The organism is Micromonospora sp. CNZ322 (assembly GCF_007827755.1).
On the sequence record NZ_VITD01000002.1, the window covers coordinates 402,768 to 418,259 of the forward strand.

Here is a 15,492-nt window from a genome sequence, read left to right on the forward strand (position 1 = left end):
GTCCCGCACCCAACAGATCAGGAACGGTCGATCGGCTAGGCTGCCCGACCGTGACTGACGACGCCGCCGCCGCCCCGACCTGCCTGGCCCATCCGTTTCCCGGCCAGCCGCACGCTCCGGCCGGGTGCGCGGCCGCGCGCGGACTCGACGGGCGTCCGGTGCACGCGGCGGCGTTGAAGTTCTTCTGGGGGCCGATGGACTGCGGCAAGTCCACGATGGCGTTGCAGATGAACTACAACCACGCCCGGCAGGGCCGGCGCGGGCTGGTCACCACCCGCATCGACCGGTCGCTGGGACCGCAGGTCACCACCCGCATCGGCCTGGCCCACGAGGCCATCGAGGTCACCGACGACCTGGACCTGCGGGCCCTGGTGCGCGGTCGGTGGGCCGACGGGGTACGCGTCGACTACCTGATCTGCGACGAGGCGTGCTTCTACACCGTCGAGCACGTCGAGCAGATGGCCGAGCTGGTGGACAGCTACGACGTCGACGTGTTCGCCTTCGGCCTGGCCACCGACTTCCGGTCACGGCTGTTCCCCGCCACGCAACGCCTGTTCGAGCTGGCCGACGAGGTGGCCCGCATCCAGGTCGAGGTGCTCTGCTGGTGCGGCCGCGAAGGGTTGCTCAACGCCCGGGTCGTCGACGGGCGGGTCGTCCGTGAGGGCGCCCAGGTCGTCATCGGCGACACCGTCGACACCGCCGAGGTGCGCTACCAGGTGCTCTGCCGGCGGCACTACCGCAGCGGCGACCTCGGCCCCCGCGACTGAGCCGCCCGTGCCCGGGTCACCCGGTCGGCCAGGATCACGGCGACCGTCACCGCCAACGCCACCGTGGCGCACGCCGCGACCGAAATTCCGACCTTCACGAACAACGGGATCAACGCCAGCAACAGCAGCACCGCCGCGATCCGGCTGGTCGGCAGGGTCCGCCACAGCACTGCCTTGTAGGCGGCGTGCCCGGCCAGGAACAGCGCCGGGCCGCCCAGGGTGAACAGCGCGGCGACCGTGCTGGCGGGGGCACCGGGTTCGCGGAGGAGCAGCTCGTCGCCCGCCGAGGTGACGATGATGCCGGCGACCATCACGGGGTGCAGGTGGTTGAACGCCAGCCGGCCCAACGCGCCGGTGCGCTCGCCGGCGTGCGCGACAACCTCCGCAGCCGCCGGGGCCGACCGGGCGAAATACACCCACCACAGCGCCACCGAACCGGCGAACGCCAGCACGAACGCACCGACCATCCCGAGGTCCAGGTGCTGCGCGAGTGTGCTCCCGGTGACGAGGATCGACTCGCCCAGGGCGATGAGGATGAACGCCTGGCACCGCTCTGCCAGGTGCCCGCCCTCCACCATCCACTGCTCGGCGGGACTGCGGCCCAGACCGGGGACCGGGAACCCGGTCGACAGGCCGATCACCTCGATCACGATCGCCGCTGCCCACAGCGTCTCCTGGAAGGCTCCGCCGAGCACGGTGCCGAGCACCACGAGCAGCGACGTTCCGACGAACCACGGCAACGTCTTCTGGAATCCGTCGACCAGCCACGGCTGGCCCTGCACCGCCCACAGCGCGAACACGGTGCGGCCCACCTGCAAGGTCACGTAGACCAGCGCGAAGAGCAGCCCGGCGCCGGTGAACGCCTCGGGGATCGCCGCGGAGAGCAGCAGACTACCCAGCATCAGCGCGATCAGCAGCGCCCGCACCGGTGCCTGGTCGGGGCGCAGCCAGTTTGTCCCCCAGGCGGTGTAGATCCACACGAACCAGACCAGCGCCAGCAGGAGCGCGGTGCGCGCGGCACCACGCCAGTCCGGGTGCGCGATCAGATAATGCGCCAACTGGGTGGTGGTGAAGATGAAGACCAGGTCGAAGAAGAGCTCCATCGATGTGGTCGGCTCCACCCCCCGACGCTCGCGCAGCAACCAGGGCCGCTTCGGACGAACGACCGGGGGTTCAGAAGGGGTCACCGCACACCCGCCAGTTGCCGTCCTCACGGACCACCGGCAGGCGACGTTCTTCGCTGATTCCGCCGTCGCGGGTCACCTTCACGGTCACCGTGCCGTGCGGTCGTCCGCTGCGGGTGGCGACTGACACGTCGGTGATCTCGTAGTCGGTGACCATCGGTGGTGTCCGCACCCAACTGGTGAAGCCGATCGCGCTCCAGCGGCTGCGCGCGTCCTCGCAGAGCCGCTCGTACGCCCGGTCGCTGTCGCCGAGGGCCACCTCGCTGAGGAAACCGTCGGCGGTCTCCCGGATCGGGCCGGCGGCCTGCCGGACGGTCTGCAGGTTCCAGGCGCCCAACCCGGCCACCCCCACGCAGCACAGCGCCACGCCGAACCCGGCGAACGCCAACCCGGTGCGCATCGGGCGGTGACGCCGGGCCGGTCGGCTCCACGACTGGCCCGCACCCACGACTACCGACCGTAGAGAAGACGCTCACGCCGACGGGCGACAAGCCAGAAACTGGGTGCGCCCGATGCGCGGGTGTGCCCTGTTCGCGGCGGCCCCGCATCGTCTACCGTCGGCGCACACCCCCGAGCAGTGCCAGGAGCCGATCGATGAGCCGCTTCGTGCAGCCGGTACCACCCCCCGTCGACCCGTACGCCGGCGATGGCCTGCTGCGGTCCTGGCTGGAGCGTCACCTCGGCCCGGGCGGGCACGCCGCCGCGAAGGGCCGTCTCGCGGACCTGGCCGCCGACGTCACCGGGCCGCTGCGGGCGGCGCACGCCGACGCGGAGGCGCATCCGCCGACGCTGGTCCGCTATGACCCGTGGGGTGCCCGGATCGACCGCATCGACACCTCCGCCGGTTGGCAGGCGCAACGCGCCGCCGCCGCCCGACACGCCGTGGTGGCGTTGCCCTACCTGCCGGACGCCCGGGGCACCTGGGGTGCCGCCGCGCGGGTCGTTCAGCACGCCCTGCTGCACCTGTACGGGCCGGAGTCGGCGACGTTCTCCTGCCCGGTGGCGATGGCCGACGGGGCGGCGGCGCTGCTCAGCATGCCCGACGTCGACGCCACGGTCCGCGATGCGTGGCTGCCCCGGCTGATCTCCACGGACCCGGCCACGGCGATCACCAGCGGGCAGTGGATGACCGAGTCGCAGGGCGGCTCCGATCTGGGCCGCTCCAGCACGCTCGGCCGACCTGCGGCGGACGGTTCGTGGCGGCTGACCGGGGAGAAGTGGTTCTGCTCCGCCGCCGACGCGGCGATGGCGGTGGCGCTGGCCCGGCCGGAGGGCGCCGGGCGGGGCAGCCGGGTGCTCGCCCCGTTCCTCGTCCCCCGGTACGCGGTCGATTCACCGCTGGCCGACGGCGCGGTGCCGGGCGCAACCGCACCGGGTGTCACAGTGCACCGGCTCAAGGACAAGCTCGGCACCCGGGCGCTGCCCACCGTCGAGATCGGCCTGCGCGACGCGTACGCCCTTCCACTGGGTGATCCGGCGGTGCCCGGTCTGGTCCGGGCGATGACCCTGGTCGTGGTGACCCGGGTGCACAACGCCGCGGCGGCGGCCGGCGGGATGCGACGCGGTCTCGCCTACGCCCGCGCGTACGCCGAGGTTCGGCACGTCGCCGGTGGCCCGCTGGTGTCCTCGCCCCTGCACCGGGCCACCCTGGGCACCCTCGCGGTCGACGCGGCGGGCGCGTTCGCTCTTGCTGGGCACGCCTTCGCCCTGCTCGGGCGGGTCGAGGTCGGCGCCGACCCGGAAGCCGCTGCCGAGCTGCGCATCGTGGCGCCGTTGGCGAAGCTGGCCACCGGCCGGCTCGCCGTCAGCTCCGCCAGCGAGTACGTGGAGAGCTTCGGCGGTGCCGGCTACGTGGAGGACACCGGTGTGCCCCGGCTGCTGCGCGACGCCCAGGTGCTGCCGATCTGGGAGGGCACCACCAATGTGCTGGCCCTGGACGTGCTGCGCGCGTTGACCCGTGAGGACGCCGGTGCGCCGCTGCTGAGCCGGCTGGCCGCCGCCGCCGACCTGGCGCGGCCGCTGTCGCCGGTGCTGGCCGACACCTTGGCCACCGCCGCCGCGCAGTTGGCGGAGACCATCACCGCGGTGACCGTCGACCCGGGTGCGTCGGCGGTGCTCGCGGGCGCCCGCGGTCTGGCGTTGCGCTTGGCGTACGCGCTGACCACCGCGTTGCTCGTCGAGCACGCCGCGTGGGGCGACGAGCAGGCGGAGTTGGCCGCCCGACTGTGGGCGCGCCGCTGGCTGCGGCACGAGGAGATCGCCGAGGACGCCCACCACCACCTCGACCTGCTCTGCTGACCGGCTGGCGCGAGCGGACGGGTGGGCGCCCCATGTCGGTGCTGATCGAGCTGGGTGACGACCGGGGCGCGCCAGTGGAGGAGCGCGGGCCACCGCCGCAGGTGTCCCGCCGATGGCGGGTGGCGGCACTGGTGGCGGCCTGTGTCCTGCTCGGTGGTGCCGCCCCGGCCGCGCGCCTGACGCCTCAGGTCGGGCCGGCGGTGCCCGCCCGGGCGACAGTGCTCGGCGCGGGGCCGCTGCTGCTGGTCGTCGACCCCGAGCCGAACCCGCCGACGCTGAGCGCCTACGACTCGGCCGCGCCGGACGGCCCGCCGCGGTGGCGGGTGACCGTGCCGCCCGCCGCCGGGTGGTCCGCCGAGGTCGCCGGTGACTTGTTGCTGCTGGTCGAGCGCGACCAGGCGCTCGGGGCGAGGGTCACCACCGGGCGGTCGTTGCGTACCGGCCAGCCGGTGTGGCGGCGATCCGAACGGGTGTACGCGGCCGGGAACGAGGCGGTCGCCGTGCGCGAGGTGCGCAGCGCCGCCGAACCGGGTCGGCGGGTCGAGGGCACTGTGCACGGCGTCGACCCGGTCACCGGCGCGACCCGGTGGTCGGTCCCGCTGCCCTCCACGGCGGTGCTGCGGGCGCTGCCCGGCCTGCCCGGGCGGGTGCTGCTGGTGCAGGACGACGGGTTGGTCCGGCTGCTCGACGCCCGTGACGGCGCCGAACGCGGGCGGGGACAGCTTCCGCCGGCCGACTACGGCCCGGACAATCCCCAGGTCGTCGGCGCGCATCTGGTGCTGCGCCACCCGAGCGGCGTCGCGGTGGCGCTGACCGGCTACGACCTACCCGGGCTGGTGCCGCGCTGGCGGTCGCCGGTGCAGCCGGGTGACCTGGTCCTGCGGCCCTGCCAGGGTTTGATCTGCGGGCAGGACGAGCAGGGACGCTGGGCGATCGACGCGGGCACCGGGGTGCGAGTGTGGACGTGGCCGGCCGGGGCACGGTGGCGCACGGTGGCGGGCCCACGGGTCGCCACGGAACCCCTGGTGGTGCTGGGGATGGCGGAGGACGGCAGGCGCTCCCTGATCGCGACGGTGGGACGCGACGGTCATCGGGTGTCCGCAGTGCTCCCTGCGGGTGTGACCAACTGCCGCCGGGTCGGCGCCGGGTTAATCTGCCGCGACGGCACGGCCCGCGTGACGTTCTGGCCCCTCGACGCCCCCTGACCTTTGCTCGCGGGCCGGTGTCGCGGGCCGGAGTTGTCGGGCCCCGGCGGCATACTGCCGGCGTGACAGCTTCTGCCGACCTCGCAATGGTCAACCTCGACAGTTCCGATCCCGCCGGCCACGCCGCGTTCTACCACGAGGCGCTGGGCTGGGAGGTCACCCACAGCCAACCGGAGTACGCGATGATCAGCTCCGGTGGTGTCTCCATCGGCTTCGGGCTGGTCGAGGGTTACCGACCGCCCTCCTGGCCGGACCAGACCGGCGACAAGCGCTACCACCTGGATCTTTACGTCGACGACCTGGCGGCGGCGGAGGAGAAGTTCGTCGCCGCGGGCGCGTCGAAGCCGGCCTTCCAGCCCGGCGGCGAGCGGTGGGTGGTGCTTCTCGACCCGATCGGGCAGCCGTTCTGCATCTGCCCCCGCCCGCAGAGCTGAGACGGCCCGGCGAGAGCGCTGCTCAGCCGCGACGACGCGACCGGGCCGCCCACACCGCGTAGGCCGGGTCACGGTCGAGGTTGTGCCGGTCCCGGTCGTAGCGGCGGGTGGTGCGCGGGTCGGCGTGCCCCATGGCGTCCTGCACGTCCTCCAACGGCACGCCCTCCGAGCGGGCCGTGGTGGCGAAGGCGTGTCGCAGCGAGTGTGGGGACAGCTTCGCCCAGGCCGGGATGCCGGCGGCGCGGGCGAGCCGACGGACCATCCGGAACACCGAGTGCCGGTCCAGCCGGGCACCGCTGGCAGTGACCAGCAGCGGGCCGGTGAGCTGCGGCACCGGCACGCCGGTGGTGGCGGCCCGCTGGGCCAGGTAGGCGTCCAGGGCGTGCCCGGTGCCGGGGGTGAGGGCGCGGCGACGTTGTTTGCCGCCCTTGCCGATGAAGCGCACGCTGCGGTGGCCGCGTTCGGTGCCGAGGTCGGTCAGGTCCAGCGAGATCAGCTCCCCGACCCGCAGACCCAGGTCGGCGAGGAGCGCGAGCGCCGCCCGGTTGCGGACGGCGGTCGCGCCGGTGTCCGCGTCGGCGGCGCTGAGCAGGGCGTCCACCTCCTCGGGGGTGAGCCCGACGGTGGCGGAGTGGTCCCGGTCGACGCGGGGGCGGTCGGCGCCGGAGACCGGGTTGGCCGGCACAGCGCCCAGTTTGACCAGGAAGTCGTACCAACTGGACAGCGCCGAGAGTCGGCGCGCGACGGTCGCCGGGGTCAGTGTGCGGCCGCTGCGGGCGTCGACGCGGCTTTCCAGCGCGCGGGCGTACTCGTTGACGTGCAGGAACGTGGCCCGCAGCGGGTCCAGGTCGTGACCGGCGCACCAGGTGAGCCAGCCGGTGACGTCACGTCGGTAGGCGTCGCGGGTGTGTTCGGACAGCCGCCGGTTGCGCAGCCACGCCTCGGTGACCTCGACCGGCCCGCTCGGCAGCGCCGGTGGCGCGGACGGGCGGGCGAGCACCGGAGCGTCGGAGAACACCATGTGAAAAAGGCTCTCAGCCTCGGGTGGGATCGGCGTGCAGGCGCGCCGGTCCCACCCGTCACTGTGTCGGATCAGGCGTTGATCTCTCGGCGGGCGCCGCCGTTGGCCTGGATGGTCACCCGGCGGGGCTTGGCGCGCTCGGCGACCGGGATGCGCAGCGTCAGCACCCCGTTCTCGTAGCCGGCTTCCAGCTTGTCGGTGTCGAGCGTGTCGCCGAGGAACAGCCGCCGGGTGAAGGTGCCCATCGGGCGTTCGGCGGCGACCAGTTCGACGCCGTCGCCGGTGGGCCGGCGACGCTCGGCGCGGACGGTGAGCAGGTTGCGCTCGACGGTGCAGTCGATGCTGTCCGGATCGACGCCGGGCAGGTCGAACGCCGCGTAGAAGTGGTCGCCGTCGCGGTAGGCGTCCAGGTGCATCGTCGCGGGACGGGCCGCCGTACCGAAGAACTGCTCGGCGAGCCGGTCGATCTCGCGGAACGGGTCGGTACGCATCAACATCGTCATGCCTCCTCGGTTCTCCTGGCCGAAGGTGATGAGTTGAGCCAGGGTGACTCAACTTCCTCTTCTTATTTAGCGCGTCCGCGCGCCGACGTCAACTGCTTCGGACAGCCGCTTTTCAAACCAGTGTTCGGCGTAGGGGCCCCGCGAGTACGCCGGGATCTCGACGTAGCCGTGCCGGGCGTACAGGGCGCGGGCCTCGACCAGGTCGTGGCGGGTGTCGAGCCGGATCCGGTCCGCCCCGGCCGCGCGGGCCTGCTCCTCGACGGCGGCCAGCAGCACGGCGCCCCCACCGGCGCCGCGGTGCTCGGAGCGGATGAACACCCGGGTCAGCTCGGCCCAGCCGGGTTGCCAGCGCAGCCCGGCGCAGCCGGCCAGTTCCGTGCCGTGGTGGGCGAGCAGGAGCAGCCCGCTCGGCGTGGTCAGGTCGTCGCTGGGTAGCTCGGCCAGCGCGGCGTCGACCTCGCCGGGCAGGGCCGGGCGACGGTGATAACGAACCACCATCTCGGTCATGTACTCGCGCAGCAGCAGCACCCCGTCGGGGTGGTCGGGCCGGCTGGTGCTGGTCGTCCAGGTGGGCCGGGCGGCAATGGTCACCTGTTGATCATCACCGCCCGGTCAACGGTTTTATCCGGTCGCCCCGGTTCGCGTACCCGGTGTCACGGCCTTGTCGACCCGTAGCAGCGGCCAGTCGGCCAGGTCCCGCAGCAGTTGCCGGTCGTGGGTGGCGACGACGACGGCGGCGCTCGTCGATGCTAGCAACCTCGGCGCATCGACTCATGAGGGTTTCGCCCACCCCGTGGTCGGCGCGACACGAGGTGGGCGGCGGGAATACCAGCGGGCGCTTACCGGCGCGGGCGGGGCAGCAGGGCGTTCAACGCGACCGCCACGGCCACGTGCGTCGCGCCGAGGGCGAGCTTGGCGCCGCCGGTGGCCTCGACGCTGAGCACGGGGACGAAGGACAGCACCGTCACGACGATGGCCAGCGAGATCCAGACCGGTCGGGCGACCCGGGGGGCGAACCGCTCCAGCAGCGCCAGCGCCGCCCAGCCGAGCAGGGCGGCGACAAGGGCGATCATGACGATCGCGCCGGCCCCGATGACAGTGGCGGGCTGGCCCGGGCTCTCGACTGTGTAGTCGACTCCGGCCAGCGCGCCGATCGCCCAGATGGCCAGGGGAGCCACGACGGCGGCGGCGACGCCGAGGGCGCGGCGGCGCAGTGGTGAGGGGGCGGGGGTCGTGACGGTGGCAGCACTCATGACGGCTCCTCGTTCAGGGGAAACGAACGAGTACGACCGTAACAGATAGTCTGGTTCGGAACTATCTTTCTCGGAACTAACAGCCGGAACGGGCCCCCGGCGCGTACGGGGAGGTGTTGGCCAGTGGCCCGCTCACCAGCGCCAGGAGAGCCCGCAGGAACACCTCCCGGTCCTGCTCGGGCAGGGTTGCCAGCAGGTCGTCCTGGATGCGCCGGACCACCTGTTGCGCCTGCCGCAGCACCTGCTCCCCCGCTGGCGTCACCGCGACCATCCGGGCCCGTCGGTCGGTTGGCACCGGGCGGCGCTCGGCCAGCCCGGCCCGCTCCAACTGGTCGAGCGTCACGACCATCGTGGTCTTGTCCACACCGCAGCGCTCGCCGATCTCCCGCTGGGTCAGCTCACCGGTGTGGGCCTGGGCCAGCACGTAGTGCGCCCGCGGCGAGATGCCCAGCTCGGCCAGCCCGGCGGCGTGCTCGGTCTGCAACGAGTGGCTCGCCCAGGAGAGCAGGAACAACAGGTCCGGCGGGCCATCGGTGGGCGTGCAGGAGGTCATGCGCCGAGGCTAGCAAGATCCTCTGCAACCAGACGGTTCGCGCAGCCGGCGTTCAGAGCCGCTGGTAGATGCCGTGCTCGCGGGTCAGCAACTGCTCGTCGATCAGATACCGGCGCAGCGTCGCGTGATCCGACCCTCCCGCGGCGCACCACGGCTTGAGCGCGTCGTCGACGGCCCGCTCCGGATAGCGGGTGCCCGGCTTGAACGACTGCTCGGCGATGTGCGCGAGCAGGACCCTCCGTCGACCCCGCTGCGCCGGCAGACTCACCAGGACGCCCGCGCGCAGGAAGGTCCGCAGCACCGGGTCGACGCCGGGTGCGGCGTCGTCGGCCGGGCCGCCGTCGCGCGCGGTGGCCCGCAGCGACGCCTCGTCGGCCGCGAGCGCGCCGTCCGCGCCGGTGACGAGGCCCGCGTCGGTGAGCCGGCGGACCCCGGTGAGCACCACCCGCGCCGGCAGGCCGGTCCGTTCGGCGACCTCGGTCGCGCTGGTGGCACCCAGCACGATCGCCGCGAAGATCCGTCGCCGTCCGTCGTCGGCCAGGGCCCCGGCCAGCACATGCGTAGTCACGCCGGTCACCCTTGCATCAGCGGTACGCGGGCCGCCAGGCGATTTTCGGCCCCGCTCAGTCGGTCTGCGGCGTGCTCTGTGGCTGTTCGGCGACGAGCAGCACCCGGCGCAGCAGGTCGGAGAGGTGTCGCCGTTCGGTCGCGGTGAGCGCGCCGAGCAGGCGGTGCTCCTCGGCGCCCTGGACCTCCATCGCCCCACGCCACGCGGCCTGACCCGCCTCGGTGAGCTCCACGTCGACGCGTCGACGGTCGACTGTCGACGGGATCCGGTGTACGAAGCCCCGCCGGAGCAGCGCGTCCACCCGCGCGGTGATCGAGGCGGGGGCCATCGTGAGGTCCGCGGCGAGGTCCGAGGGTGCGGCCCGACCACCGCGGCCGGCCAGGGCGTGCAGGGTGTCGTACTCGTGGGCCGGCAGGTCGAGGTCGACCAGGACCCGCTCCTTGACGGCCCGCAGATGCCGGGTCAGTCGGATCATCCTGGTCACCGCCCCCTCGACGTCCGCGTCGAGGTCGGGCACCACTGGCAGCCAGCGCTCGATGTGCCGGTCGACGGCGTCCGGAGTGGTGGTCACCTTGCCAGCTTACCTCAGTGCCGAAATATTCATTGCCGAAATATTCGACGTCGAAGTATGTTGTGGCCATGGCTCACCCGCTGCGCAACCACTCCTTCCGGCTGCTGTTCCTGGGTCGCACCATCTCCGCCCTCGGCGACGCGGTGGTGCCCGCCGCGCTGGCGCTGGCCGTGCTGCGGGCCACCGGCTCCACCGGCGCGCTGGCCGTCATCCTCGCCGCGGCGGTCGTCCCCCGGCTGGTCCTGCTGCCGTTCGGCGGGGTGGTGGCAGACCGGTTCGACGCCCGCCGGGTCGCCCTCCTGGCCGACCTGGTCCGCTGCGCCACGCAGCTCGCGGTCGGCGTCGAGCTGCTCGGCGGCGACCCGTCACTGACCACAGTCGTGGTGGCGTCCGCGCTCGGCGGCACCGCCTCGGCGTTCGCCATTCCGACAGCGTCCCCGCTGGTCGCCGGCACCGTCGAACCGGCCGACCGGCAGAAGGCCAACGCCCTGATGGGGATCACCGCCAACATCAGCCGCCTCGCCGGCCCGGCCCTGGCCGGCGCGCTGATCTGGGCCGCCGGGCCCGGCTGGGCGTTCATCCTGGACGGCGCGTCTTTCGCGCTCAGCGCCGCGCTGCTCGCGCTGGTGCGGGTCCGCCATGTGCCGCTGCCCCGCCGTTCCGTCCTCGGCGACCTGCGGCACGGCTTCGGCGAGGTACGCGCCCGCGACTGGTTCTGGACCAGCCTGCTCGGGCACGGCGTGTGGAACGGCGCCGCCGCCGTGCTGATGACCCTCGGGCCGGCCGTCGCCATCGACCGCCTGGGCGGCGAGACGACCTGGGTGCTGCTGTTGCAGGCCGGCGCGATCGGGATGCTCACCGGATCGCTGCTGGCCGGGCGGGTCCGGCTGCACAGGCCGGTGCTGCTGGCCAACCTCGGGCTGGCCTGCTACGCCGCCCCACTGTTCCTGCTCGCCGTCGCCGCGCCCGCCCCTGCGGTGATCGCCGCCTATGCGGTGGCGCTGACCGCCCTCGGCTACCTCAACCCGGTGTGGGAGACAGTCGTGCAGCACCACTTCCCGCCGGAGGTCCTGGCCCGGGTCACCTCGTACGACTGGCTGGTGTCGCTGGCCGCCATGCCGCTGGGCTACGCCCTGGCGCCGTTGGCAGCCGACGCGTTCGGCGCACCCGTTCCGTTGGCCGTCGCAGGTCTGCTGGTTCTCGCCGCCTGCGCGGGCACCGCCCTCGTGCCCGGCGTACGCCGACTCACCTGGCCGGCGGCCCCGCAACCGCAACCGGCCGACCCCGTCGTCGTCCGTTGATCAGATCGTTCGTCGATGCGCGGTGGCCGACGGCCGGGCCCACCCACGACGAAGGCTCCCGGCCAGCGCCGGGAGCCTTCGTCCGATGTGGTTCGTTCAGCCGGCGTCGCGGGCCATCGCGACGAAGCCACGCCACGACTGTGGGCTGAACGTCAGCGTGCCGCCGTCGCGGTCCTTCGTGTCACGGACCAGGACCACGCCCGGAAGGTTGTCGGCAACCTCGACGCAGTCACCGCCGTTGCCGCCGCTCTTCGTGCTCTTCCGCCACCGCGCACCGGTCATGTCCATGATGCTGCCGCTTCTCTGAGAAGTTCCAACGAACGCCCTCGGGGCAGGGCCTCGCCGCGAATACGCTCCCACCGTCGTTCCAGGCTAACAAGATCCGACGTTTGATCGAGGATCTGCGCCCGTGCCGCGCTGTCGACGTGCGCGACCCGTGACCCGTCCGGCATGTCGGCGATGGTGAACGGTCCGTCGAGCCCGGGGTAGCTGGGCGCGTCCGCCGGGACGATGTGGAGCTGCACGGCGCCCGCCTCGGCGTGCCCGAGCAGGCGCGCGAGTTGCACCGCCATCAGCCCGCGGTCGTCGCCGACGCGCCGCCTCAGCACCCCCTCGTCCAGCACGGCGATCAGCAGCGGGCCACCTCCCCGGCCGAGGATCGCCTGCCTGTTGATCCGCGCCTCGGCGAACTCGGCGACCGCCTCCGGTGTCAGCACCCCGCCGGCCAGGGTCGCCCTGGCGTACGCCTCGGTCTGGAGCAGCCCGGGCACCCACGCGAGCTGGAACGATCGCAGCGTCACGGCCTCACGTTCGAGGTCGACCCACGGCCGGAACCACACCGGCTCACGGCGACGGACCACGTCCGGCCACAGCGCGTCGGCGTCCTTCGCCAGCAGCCCCGCCACTGTCGCACGGTGTCGACTCTGGGGAATGTGCCCCGGGTTTGCCCACCTGGCGACGGTCTTCGGGTGCACACCGAGCTGACCTGCGAGGCTCTCGGCGGTGTGACCCGCCGCGGCCAGCGCCGCGACAAAGGCGTGGTTCATGCCGTCCCTCCCCTGGAACAAATCCGCTGCTCCGAGAAGATTAGTTAACGCTGTGTGTTTGTCCAGCAACCCCCGGCAAAGTGCGTTGTAGACGGTGCTGCAACGAAAAGGAGAAGCTGTGCAGAACGAGGTACGGAACGCTTTCAGGGCCGGGGACGTGGTCCTGTTGACCACCGCCGCGAGCGTCCAATTCAGCAAACCCACACCGGTCCGGCGTTGCGCAACAGTGGGGATCCGCTGATGCCCGAGCGCCCGAAGCACTCCCCGTTGCGCCCGTCGTGGCGCTGCCCGGTCTGCGGCATCCTGTGGCCGTGCTCGGCCGCGAAGCTGCGCCTGCTCGGCGAGTACCGCGAGGATCGACCGGGCCTGTTGAGCCACCTGGCGAAGGTCCAGGAGGAAGCCTTAACTGATCTCACCAAGCTCAACCCGGACGTCGCGCTGCCCGATCTGACCCCGCGTTTCGTCGGCTGGGCGGAAGCCCGCTGAGGCGGTCGTCAACCACCTCCGGGGGTCTGTACGAGTCAGCACGATGCGGGAGACTGACGGCGTGACGACCCGCCCCGGGATGAGGCCACCCGGATGAGCCGACCATTCAGGATCGTCGTCGCCGTGCTCGCCGCTGTGGGCGCCATCCTGATCTACCTGGGGGTCACCGCCGAGGTCAACTCCATGTCGGGGCCGATCACCGTCACGCGGACCGCCGACGACTTCCGGACCCTCGTCGCGAAGGGGGTGGTCTTCTTCGCCCCCCTCGACCCCATCACCGCTCCCATGATGGACGCGGTGACGCCGCTGATCCGCTGGGTCGTGATCCTGCTGGTCGGGGTGTCGACGTACCTGGCCTGCGGCCTGGTCACCCGGCGGACGCACCCGTTCGTCGCGGCGATGGTCGGTGCGGCCGCCGCCCTCACCGCCACGGCGATCGGGGACCTGCTCTGGTGGGCCACCCTCGTGGTCCGCGTCCACACCGTCCCCACCGGTTGGTACGCCAACGAGGCACTGGACCATTCCACGCTCCTCGCCAGCGCGCACCTGACGCTGACCGGCTGGACGTCCGACGCCCTCTTTCTCGGCTGCCTGCTGGCGGGCGCGAACGCCTCCCTGGTGGGTTCAACCAGCCTGGCGATACTGCTGCTGGACCGGCTCAGGAAAGACACCGACGAAGGTGACGACAGCGCGCCCGCTGCCCGCGTTCCGCTGATCGGCGACGTGCGAGGACGCAGCGCGAATCTTGCCCTGGCCGGCGTCCTTCCGGTGCTGGTGCTCATGCTGATCAACGGCACCCAGGCGGTGTGGGACAGCTATTCGGGGAGAGGGCCCCTGGCGCTGTTCACTGTGTTCCTGTCCCGCCCCGCCCTGTCCCCGCCGCCGCACGGACGCGACGACGTCGAATATCGGCTGACCCACGAGATCGACCCGAATCCCCTGTCGATGGACGTATGGGTGCACAGGTCGGTGCTCGCCCTCGCCCTGCTGGTGGTGCTGTGGCTCCTGCTCTGGGCGCTGCTCGCCGGCCTGCCGAACTCCGGGCACCGCCTCGGGCTCGTCGTCGTCTGTTGGGGTGCCACGATCGCGGCGTCCGCGCTGACCGCGACGTCCGACGTCCTCGTCGACTGCGCCATCTCGGACTCCCCTACCGGCTGCGCGCCCTGGCAGTCCCTCGGCCTGCAATTGACCTCAGCGCTGCGGTTCGGCGCGGCCTGGGGTTGGCTCGTCGCGCTGCCGGTGCTGCTGGCCCGTCGGCTCCTCGACACCGACACGTCCACCGACACGTCCACCGACACGTCCACCGACACGTCCACCGATACGCAGGAGACTCCGGTCCATGAGTCCACGTAACAAGCGCCCGCGTCGCCGTAAGGCCGCGCCGCCGCCCGCGCCGGCAACCGTCGCTTGGTGGAAGCGTCCCGTCACCTGGCTGCTGACGATCGTGGTCGGTGCCGTCGCCACCTGGCTCGGCACCGTCGTCCTCGGCACGATCAACCAGTGGAAGCCCGCGAACGAGCTGGCCGAGCAGTTGGCCGGGCGGGGGCCTGTCGTCGTCCTGGACCTGAAACACGTTCCCTACCCGCAGGAGGGTGCGCTCGATTACGTCTACCCCGCCGGCGCCGACCTGGCTCGCCTGGACGCCAAACGGCCGGACGATCCGGCCGTCGAGGCCGGCGCTGTCGACATCGAACGGAGCACCTGGGAGATCACCCTCGTCGGCACCCGGGACGAGGCCGCCGAGGCCGTCGACCTCCGGCCCGTCCTCGTCGAGCCCTGCCGTCCCCCACTCACCGGGATCCAGGAGCCCAACGAATCCCAGGGCGACTCCAAGAAGGTCGTCCTCGTGACACACGTCGACCGGCCGAACCCCCGCATGCTTGTCGACGACCCGGATAGCGAGGATGCCGGTGCCCCGTTCTTCGCCACCCACAAGATCACCCTGCCCAAGGGTGAGAAGAACGTCATCCAGGTACGAGCGCTCAGCGCCAAGCAGCACTGCCGATGGCGACTGGAGCTGGACTACCTCGCCGACGGACGACGCCAGACAATGGTGATCTCGGCACCCGGTGACAAGCCGTTCGAGGTAACCGGGCGCGCGGACGACTCGGCCTACACCTGGGTCTACCTCAGTCCGTTCGACGGTTGTCGGGCCAAGGACGGCACTGAGACCGATCGGCTGCGCATCACCGGCGCCGAGTACGCGCAGATGGTGCGCGACGGGCGCAGATGCCCCTACTGACCGCCGACCGCGGCCCCACCCCGGATCACCGGCCCACGCCCTCCACGCGGGTCCGACCCG

General features: G+C 72.4%; 20 protein-coding genes. 8 read left to right on the forward strand and 12 right to left on the reverse strand.

Translation table 11 applies throughout. From position 1 onward, the window contains the following. Positions 1-50: 50 nt before the first annotated feature. Positions 51-767, forward strand: a complete 717-nt coding sequence (locus FB453_RS06875) for a thymidine kinase (RefSeq protein WP_145788414.1) — start codon at positions 51-53, stop codon at positions 765-767. On the opposite strand, the gene FB453_RS06880 is transcribed toward FB453_RS06875, so the two are convergent. Together FB453_RS06880 and FB453_RS06885 are read right to left on the reverse strand one after the other, a co-directional pair. Continuing rightward, on the reverse strand, positions 734-1,888 hold the full coding sequence (locus FB453_RS06880; protein WP_145788415.1) for a low temperature requirement protein A: 1,155 nt from the start codon (positions 1,886-1,888) through the stop codon (positions 734-736). The genes FB453_RS06875 and FB453_RS06880 overlap by 34 nt on opposite strands. Before the next feature lie 52 nt (positions 1,889-1,940). Continuing rightward, a complete protein-coding gene (locus FB453_RS06885) occupies positions 1,941-2,399 on the reverse strand; it encodes an Rv0361 family membrane protein (protein ID WP_373861155.1) in 459 nt (152 codons plus the stop codon). Positions 2,400-2,545: 146 nt separating this feature from the next. Between FB453_RS06885 and FB453_RS06890 the strand changes: the two genes are divergently transcribed. From FB453_RS06890 to FB453_RS06900, 3 genes are all read left to right on the forward strand, one after another. Next, on the forward strand, positions 2,546-4,249 hold the full coding sequence (locus FB453_RS06890; protein WP_145788416.1) for an acyl-CoA dehydrogenase family protein: 1,704 nt from the start codon (positions 2,546-2,548) through the stop codon (positions 4,247-4,249). 32 nt (positions 4,250-4,281) lie between these two features. After that, complete coding sequence (locus FB453_RS06895; RefSeq protein WP_145788418.1) at positions 4,282-5,454, forward strand: outer membrane protein assembly factor BamB family protein; 1,173 nt, start codon at positions 4,282-4,284, stop codon at positions 5,452-5,454. 62 nt (positions 5,455-5,516) lie between these two features. Further along, positions 5,517-5,888, forward strand: a complete 372-nt coding sequence (locus FB453_RS06900; protein ID WP_145788419.1) for a VOC family protein — start codon at positions 5,517-5,519, stop codon at positions 5,886-5,888. A 22-nt stretch (positions 5,889-5,910) separates the two neighbouring features. On the opposite strand, the gene FB453_RS06905 is transcribed toward FB453_RS06900, so the two are convergent. The 8 genes from FB453_RS06905 to FB453_RS06935 form a co-directional block, all read right to left on the reverse strand. After that, positions 5,911-6,909, reverse strand: coding sequence for a tyrosine-type recombinase/integrase (locus tag FB453_RS06905; RefSeq protein ID WP_145788420.1), 999 nt, complete (start codon positions 6,907-6,909; stop codon positions 5,911-5,913). 71 nt (positions 6,910-6,980) lie between these two features. Then, positions 6,981-7,406 carry an Hsp20/alpha crystallin family protein gene (locus FB453_RS06910; RefSeq protein WP_145788422.1) on the reverse strand — a complete coding sequence of 142 codons (426 nt, stop codon included), beginning with the start codon at positions 7,404-7,406 and terminating at the stop codon, positions 6,981-6,983. Positions 7,407-7,478: 72 nt separating this feature from the next. Further along, positions 7,479-8,003 (reverse strand): GNAT family N-acetyltransferase, encoded by a 525-nt coding sequence (locus FB453_RS06915; protein WP_486480187.1) that lies wholly within the window; start codon positions 8,001-8,003, stop codon positions 7,479-7,481. Between the two features lie 30 nt (positions 8,004-8,033). Beyond that, positions 8,034-8,168, reverse strand: coding sequence for a hypothetical protein (locus FB453_RS34805; protein ID WP_486480188.1), 135 nt, complete (start codon positions 8,166-8,168; stop codon positions 8,034-8,036). An 83-nt stretch (positions 8,169-8,251) separates the two neighbouring features. Continuing rightward, complete coding sequence (locus FB453_RS06920) at positions 8,252-8,665, reverse strand: DUF6069 family protein (protein ID WP_145788424.1); 414 nt, start codon at positions 8,663-8,665, stop codon at positions 8,252-8,254. Between the two features lie 76 nt (positions 8,666-8,741). Then, a complete protein-coding gene (locus tag FB453_RS06925; RefSeq protein ID WP_112586945.1) occupies positions 8,742-9,218 on the reverse strand; it encodes a MarR family winged helix-turn-helix transcriptional regulator in 477 nt (158 codons plus the stop codon). A 52-nt stretch (positions 9,219-9,270) separates the two neighbouring features. Next, complete coding sequence (locus FB453_RS06930; protein ID WP_145788425.1) at positions 9,271-9,786, reverse strand: DUF2087 domain-containing protein; 516 nt, start codon at positions 9,784-9,786, stop codon at positions 9,271-9,273. Between the two features lie 55 nt (positions 9,787-9,841). After that, positions 9,842-10,357 (reverse strand): MarR family winged helix-turn-helix transcriptional regulator, encoded by a 516-nt coding sequence (locus FB453_RS06935; protein WP_222431320.1) that lies wholly within the window; start codon positions 10,355-10,357, stop codon positions 9,842-9,844. 68 nt (positions 10,358-10,425) lie between these two features. Here FB453_RS06935 and FB453_RS06940 point away from each other — a divergent pair, with 68 nt between their 5' ends. Further along, a complete protein-coding gene (locus FB453_RS06940) occupies positions 10,426-11,658 on the forward strand; it encodes an MFS transporter (RefSeq protein ID WP_145788428.1) in 1,233 nt (410 codons plus the stop codon). Positions 11,659-11,754: 96 nt separating this feature from the next. Here the strand turns inward: FB453_RS06940 and FB453_RS06945 are convergent, their stop codons facing one another. Then, positions 11,755-11,946: a DUF397 domain-containing protein gene (locus tag FB453_RS06945; RefSeq protein ID WP_112679871.1), complete on the reverse strand. Its 192-nt coding sequence runs from the start codon at positions 11,944-11,946 to the stop codon at positions 11,755-11,757. Beyond that, positions 11,937-12,704 (reverse strand): Scr1 family TA system antitoxin-like transcriptional regulator, encoded by a 768-nt coding sequence (locus FB453_RS06950; RefSeq protein ID WP_145788430.1) that lies wholly within the window; start codon positions 12,702-12,704, stop codon positions 11,937-11,939. The genes FB453_RS06945 and FB453_RS06950 overlap by 10 nt, the downstream gene beginning before the upstream one ends. Before the next feature lie 240 nt (positions 12,705-12,944). Between FB453_RS06950 and FB453_RS06955 the strand changes: the two genes are divergently transcribed. The 3 genes from FB453_RS06955 (at position 12,945) to FB453_RS06965 (ending at position 15,432) form a co-directional block, all read left to right on the forward strand. Beyond that, entirely contained in the window at positions 12,945-13,190 is a 246-nt protein-coding gene (locus tag FB453_RS06955; protein WP_145788432.1) for a flavin reductase, read from the forward strand. Positions 13,191-13,283: 93 nt separating this feature from the next. Next, positions 13,284-14,543, forward strand: coding sequence for a hypothetical protein (locus tag FB453_RS06960; RefSeq protein WP_145788434.1), 1,260 nt, complete (start codon positions 13,284-13,286; stop codon positions 14,541-14,543). Next, entirely contained in the window at positions 14,530-15,432 is a 903-nt protein-coding gene (locus tag FB453_RS06965) for a hypothetical protein (protein ID WP_145788436.1), read from the forward strand. The genes FB453_RS06960 and FB453_RS06965 overlap by 14 nt, the downstream gene beginning before the upstream one ends. Positions 15,433-15,492 lie beyond the last annotated feature (60 nt).

Excerpts from the sequence above, each read along its gene's own strand:
- FB453_RS06910 (WP_145788422.1), bottom strand. The coding sequence starts at position 7,406 with ATGTTGATGCGTACCGACCCGTTCCGCGAGATCGACCGGCTCGCCGAG.
- FB453_RS06890 (WP_145788416.1), top strand. The coding sequence starts at position 2,546 with ATGAGCCGCTTCGTGCAGCCGGTACCACCCCCCGTCGACCCGTACGCC.
- FB453_RS06920 (WP_145788424.1), bottom strand. The coding sequence starts at position 8,665 with ATGAGTGCTGCCACCGTCACGACCCCCGCCCCCTCACCACTGCGCCGC.
- FB453_RS06895 (WP_145788418.1), top strand. The coding sequence starts at position 4,282 with ATGTCGGTGCTGATCGAGCTGGGTGACGACCGGGGCGCGCCAGTGGAG.
- FB453_RS06950 (WP_145788430.1), bottom strand. The coding sequence starts at position 12,704 with ATGAACCACGCCTTTGTCGCGGCGCTGGCCGCGGCGGGTCACACCGCC.
- FB453_RS06940 (WP_145788428.1), top strand. The coding sequence starts at position 10,426 with ATGGCTCACCCGCTGCGCAACCACTCCTTCCGGCTGCTGTTCCTGGGT.
- FB453_RS06945 (WP_112679871.1), bottom strand. The coding sequence starts at position 11,946 with ATGGACATGACCGGTGCGCGGTGGCGGAAGAGCACGAAGAGCGGCGGC.
- FB453_RS06955 (WP_145788432.1), top strand. The coding sequence starts at position 12,945 with ATGCCCGAGCGCCCGAAGCACTCCCCGTTGCGCCCGTCGTGGCGCTGC.
- FB453_RS06965 (WP_145788436.1), top strand. The coding sequence starts at position 14,530 with ATGAGTCCACGTAACAAGCGCCCGCGTCGCCGTAAGGCCGCGCCGCCG.
- FB453_RS06960 (WP_145788434.1), top strand. The coding sequence starts at position 13,284 with ATGAGCCGACCATTCAGGATCGTCGTCGCCGTGCTCGCCGCTGTGGGC.
- FB453_RS06905 (WP_145788420.1), bottom strand. The coding sequence starts at position 6,909 with ATGGTGTTCTCCGACGCTCCGGTGCTCGCCCGCCCGTCCGCGCCACCG.
- FB453_RS06925 (WP_112586945.1), bottom strand. The coding sequence starts at position 9,218 with ATGACCTCCTGCACGCCCACCGATGGCCCGCCGGACCTGTTGTTCCTG.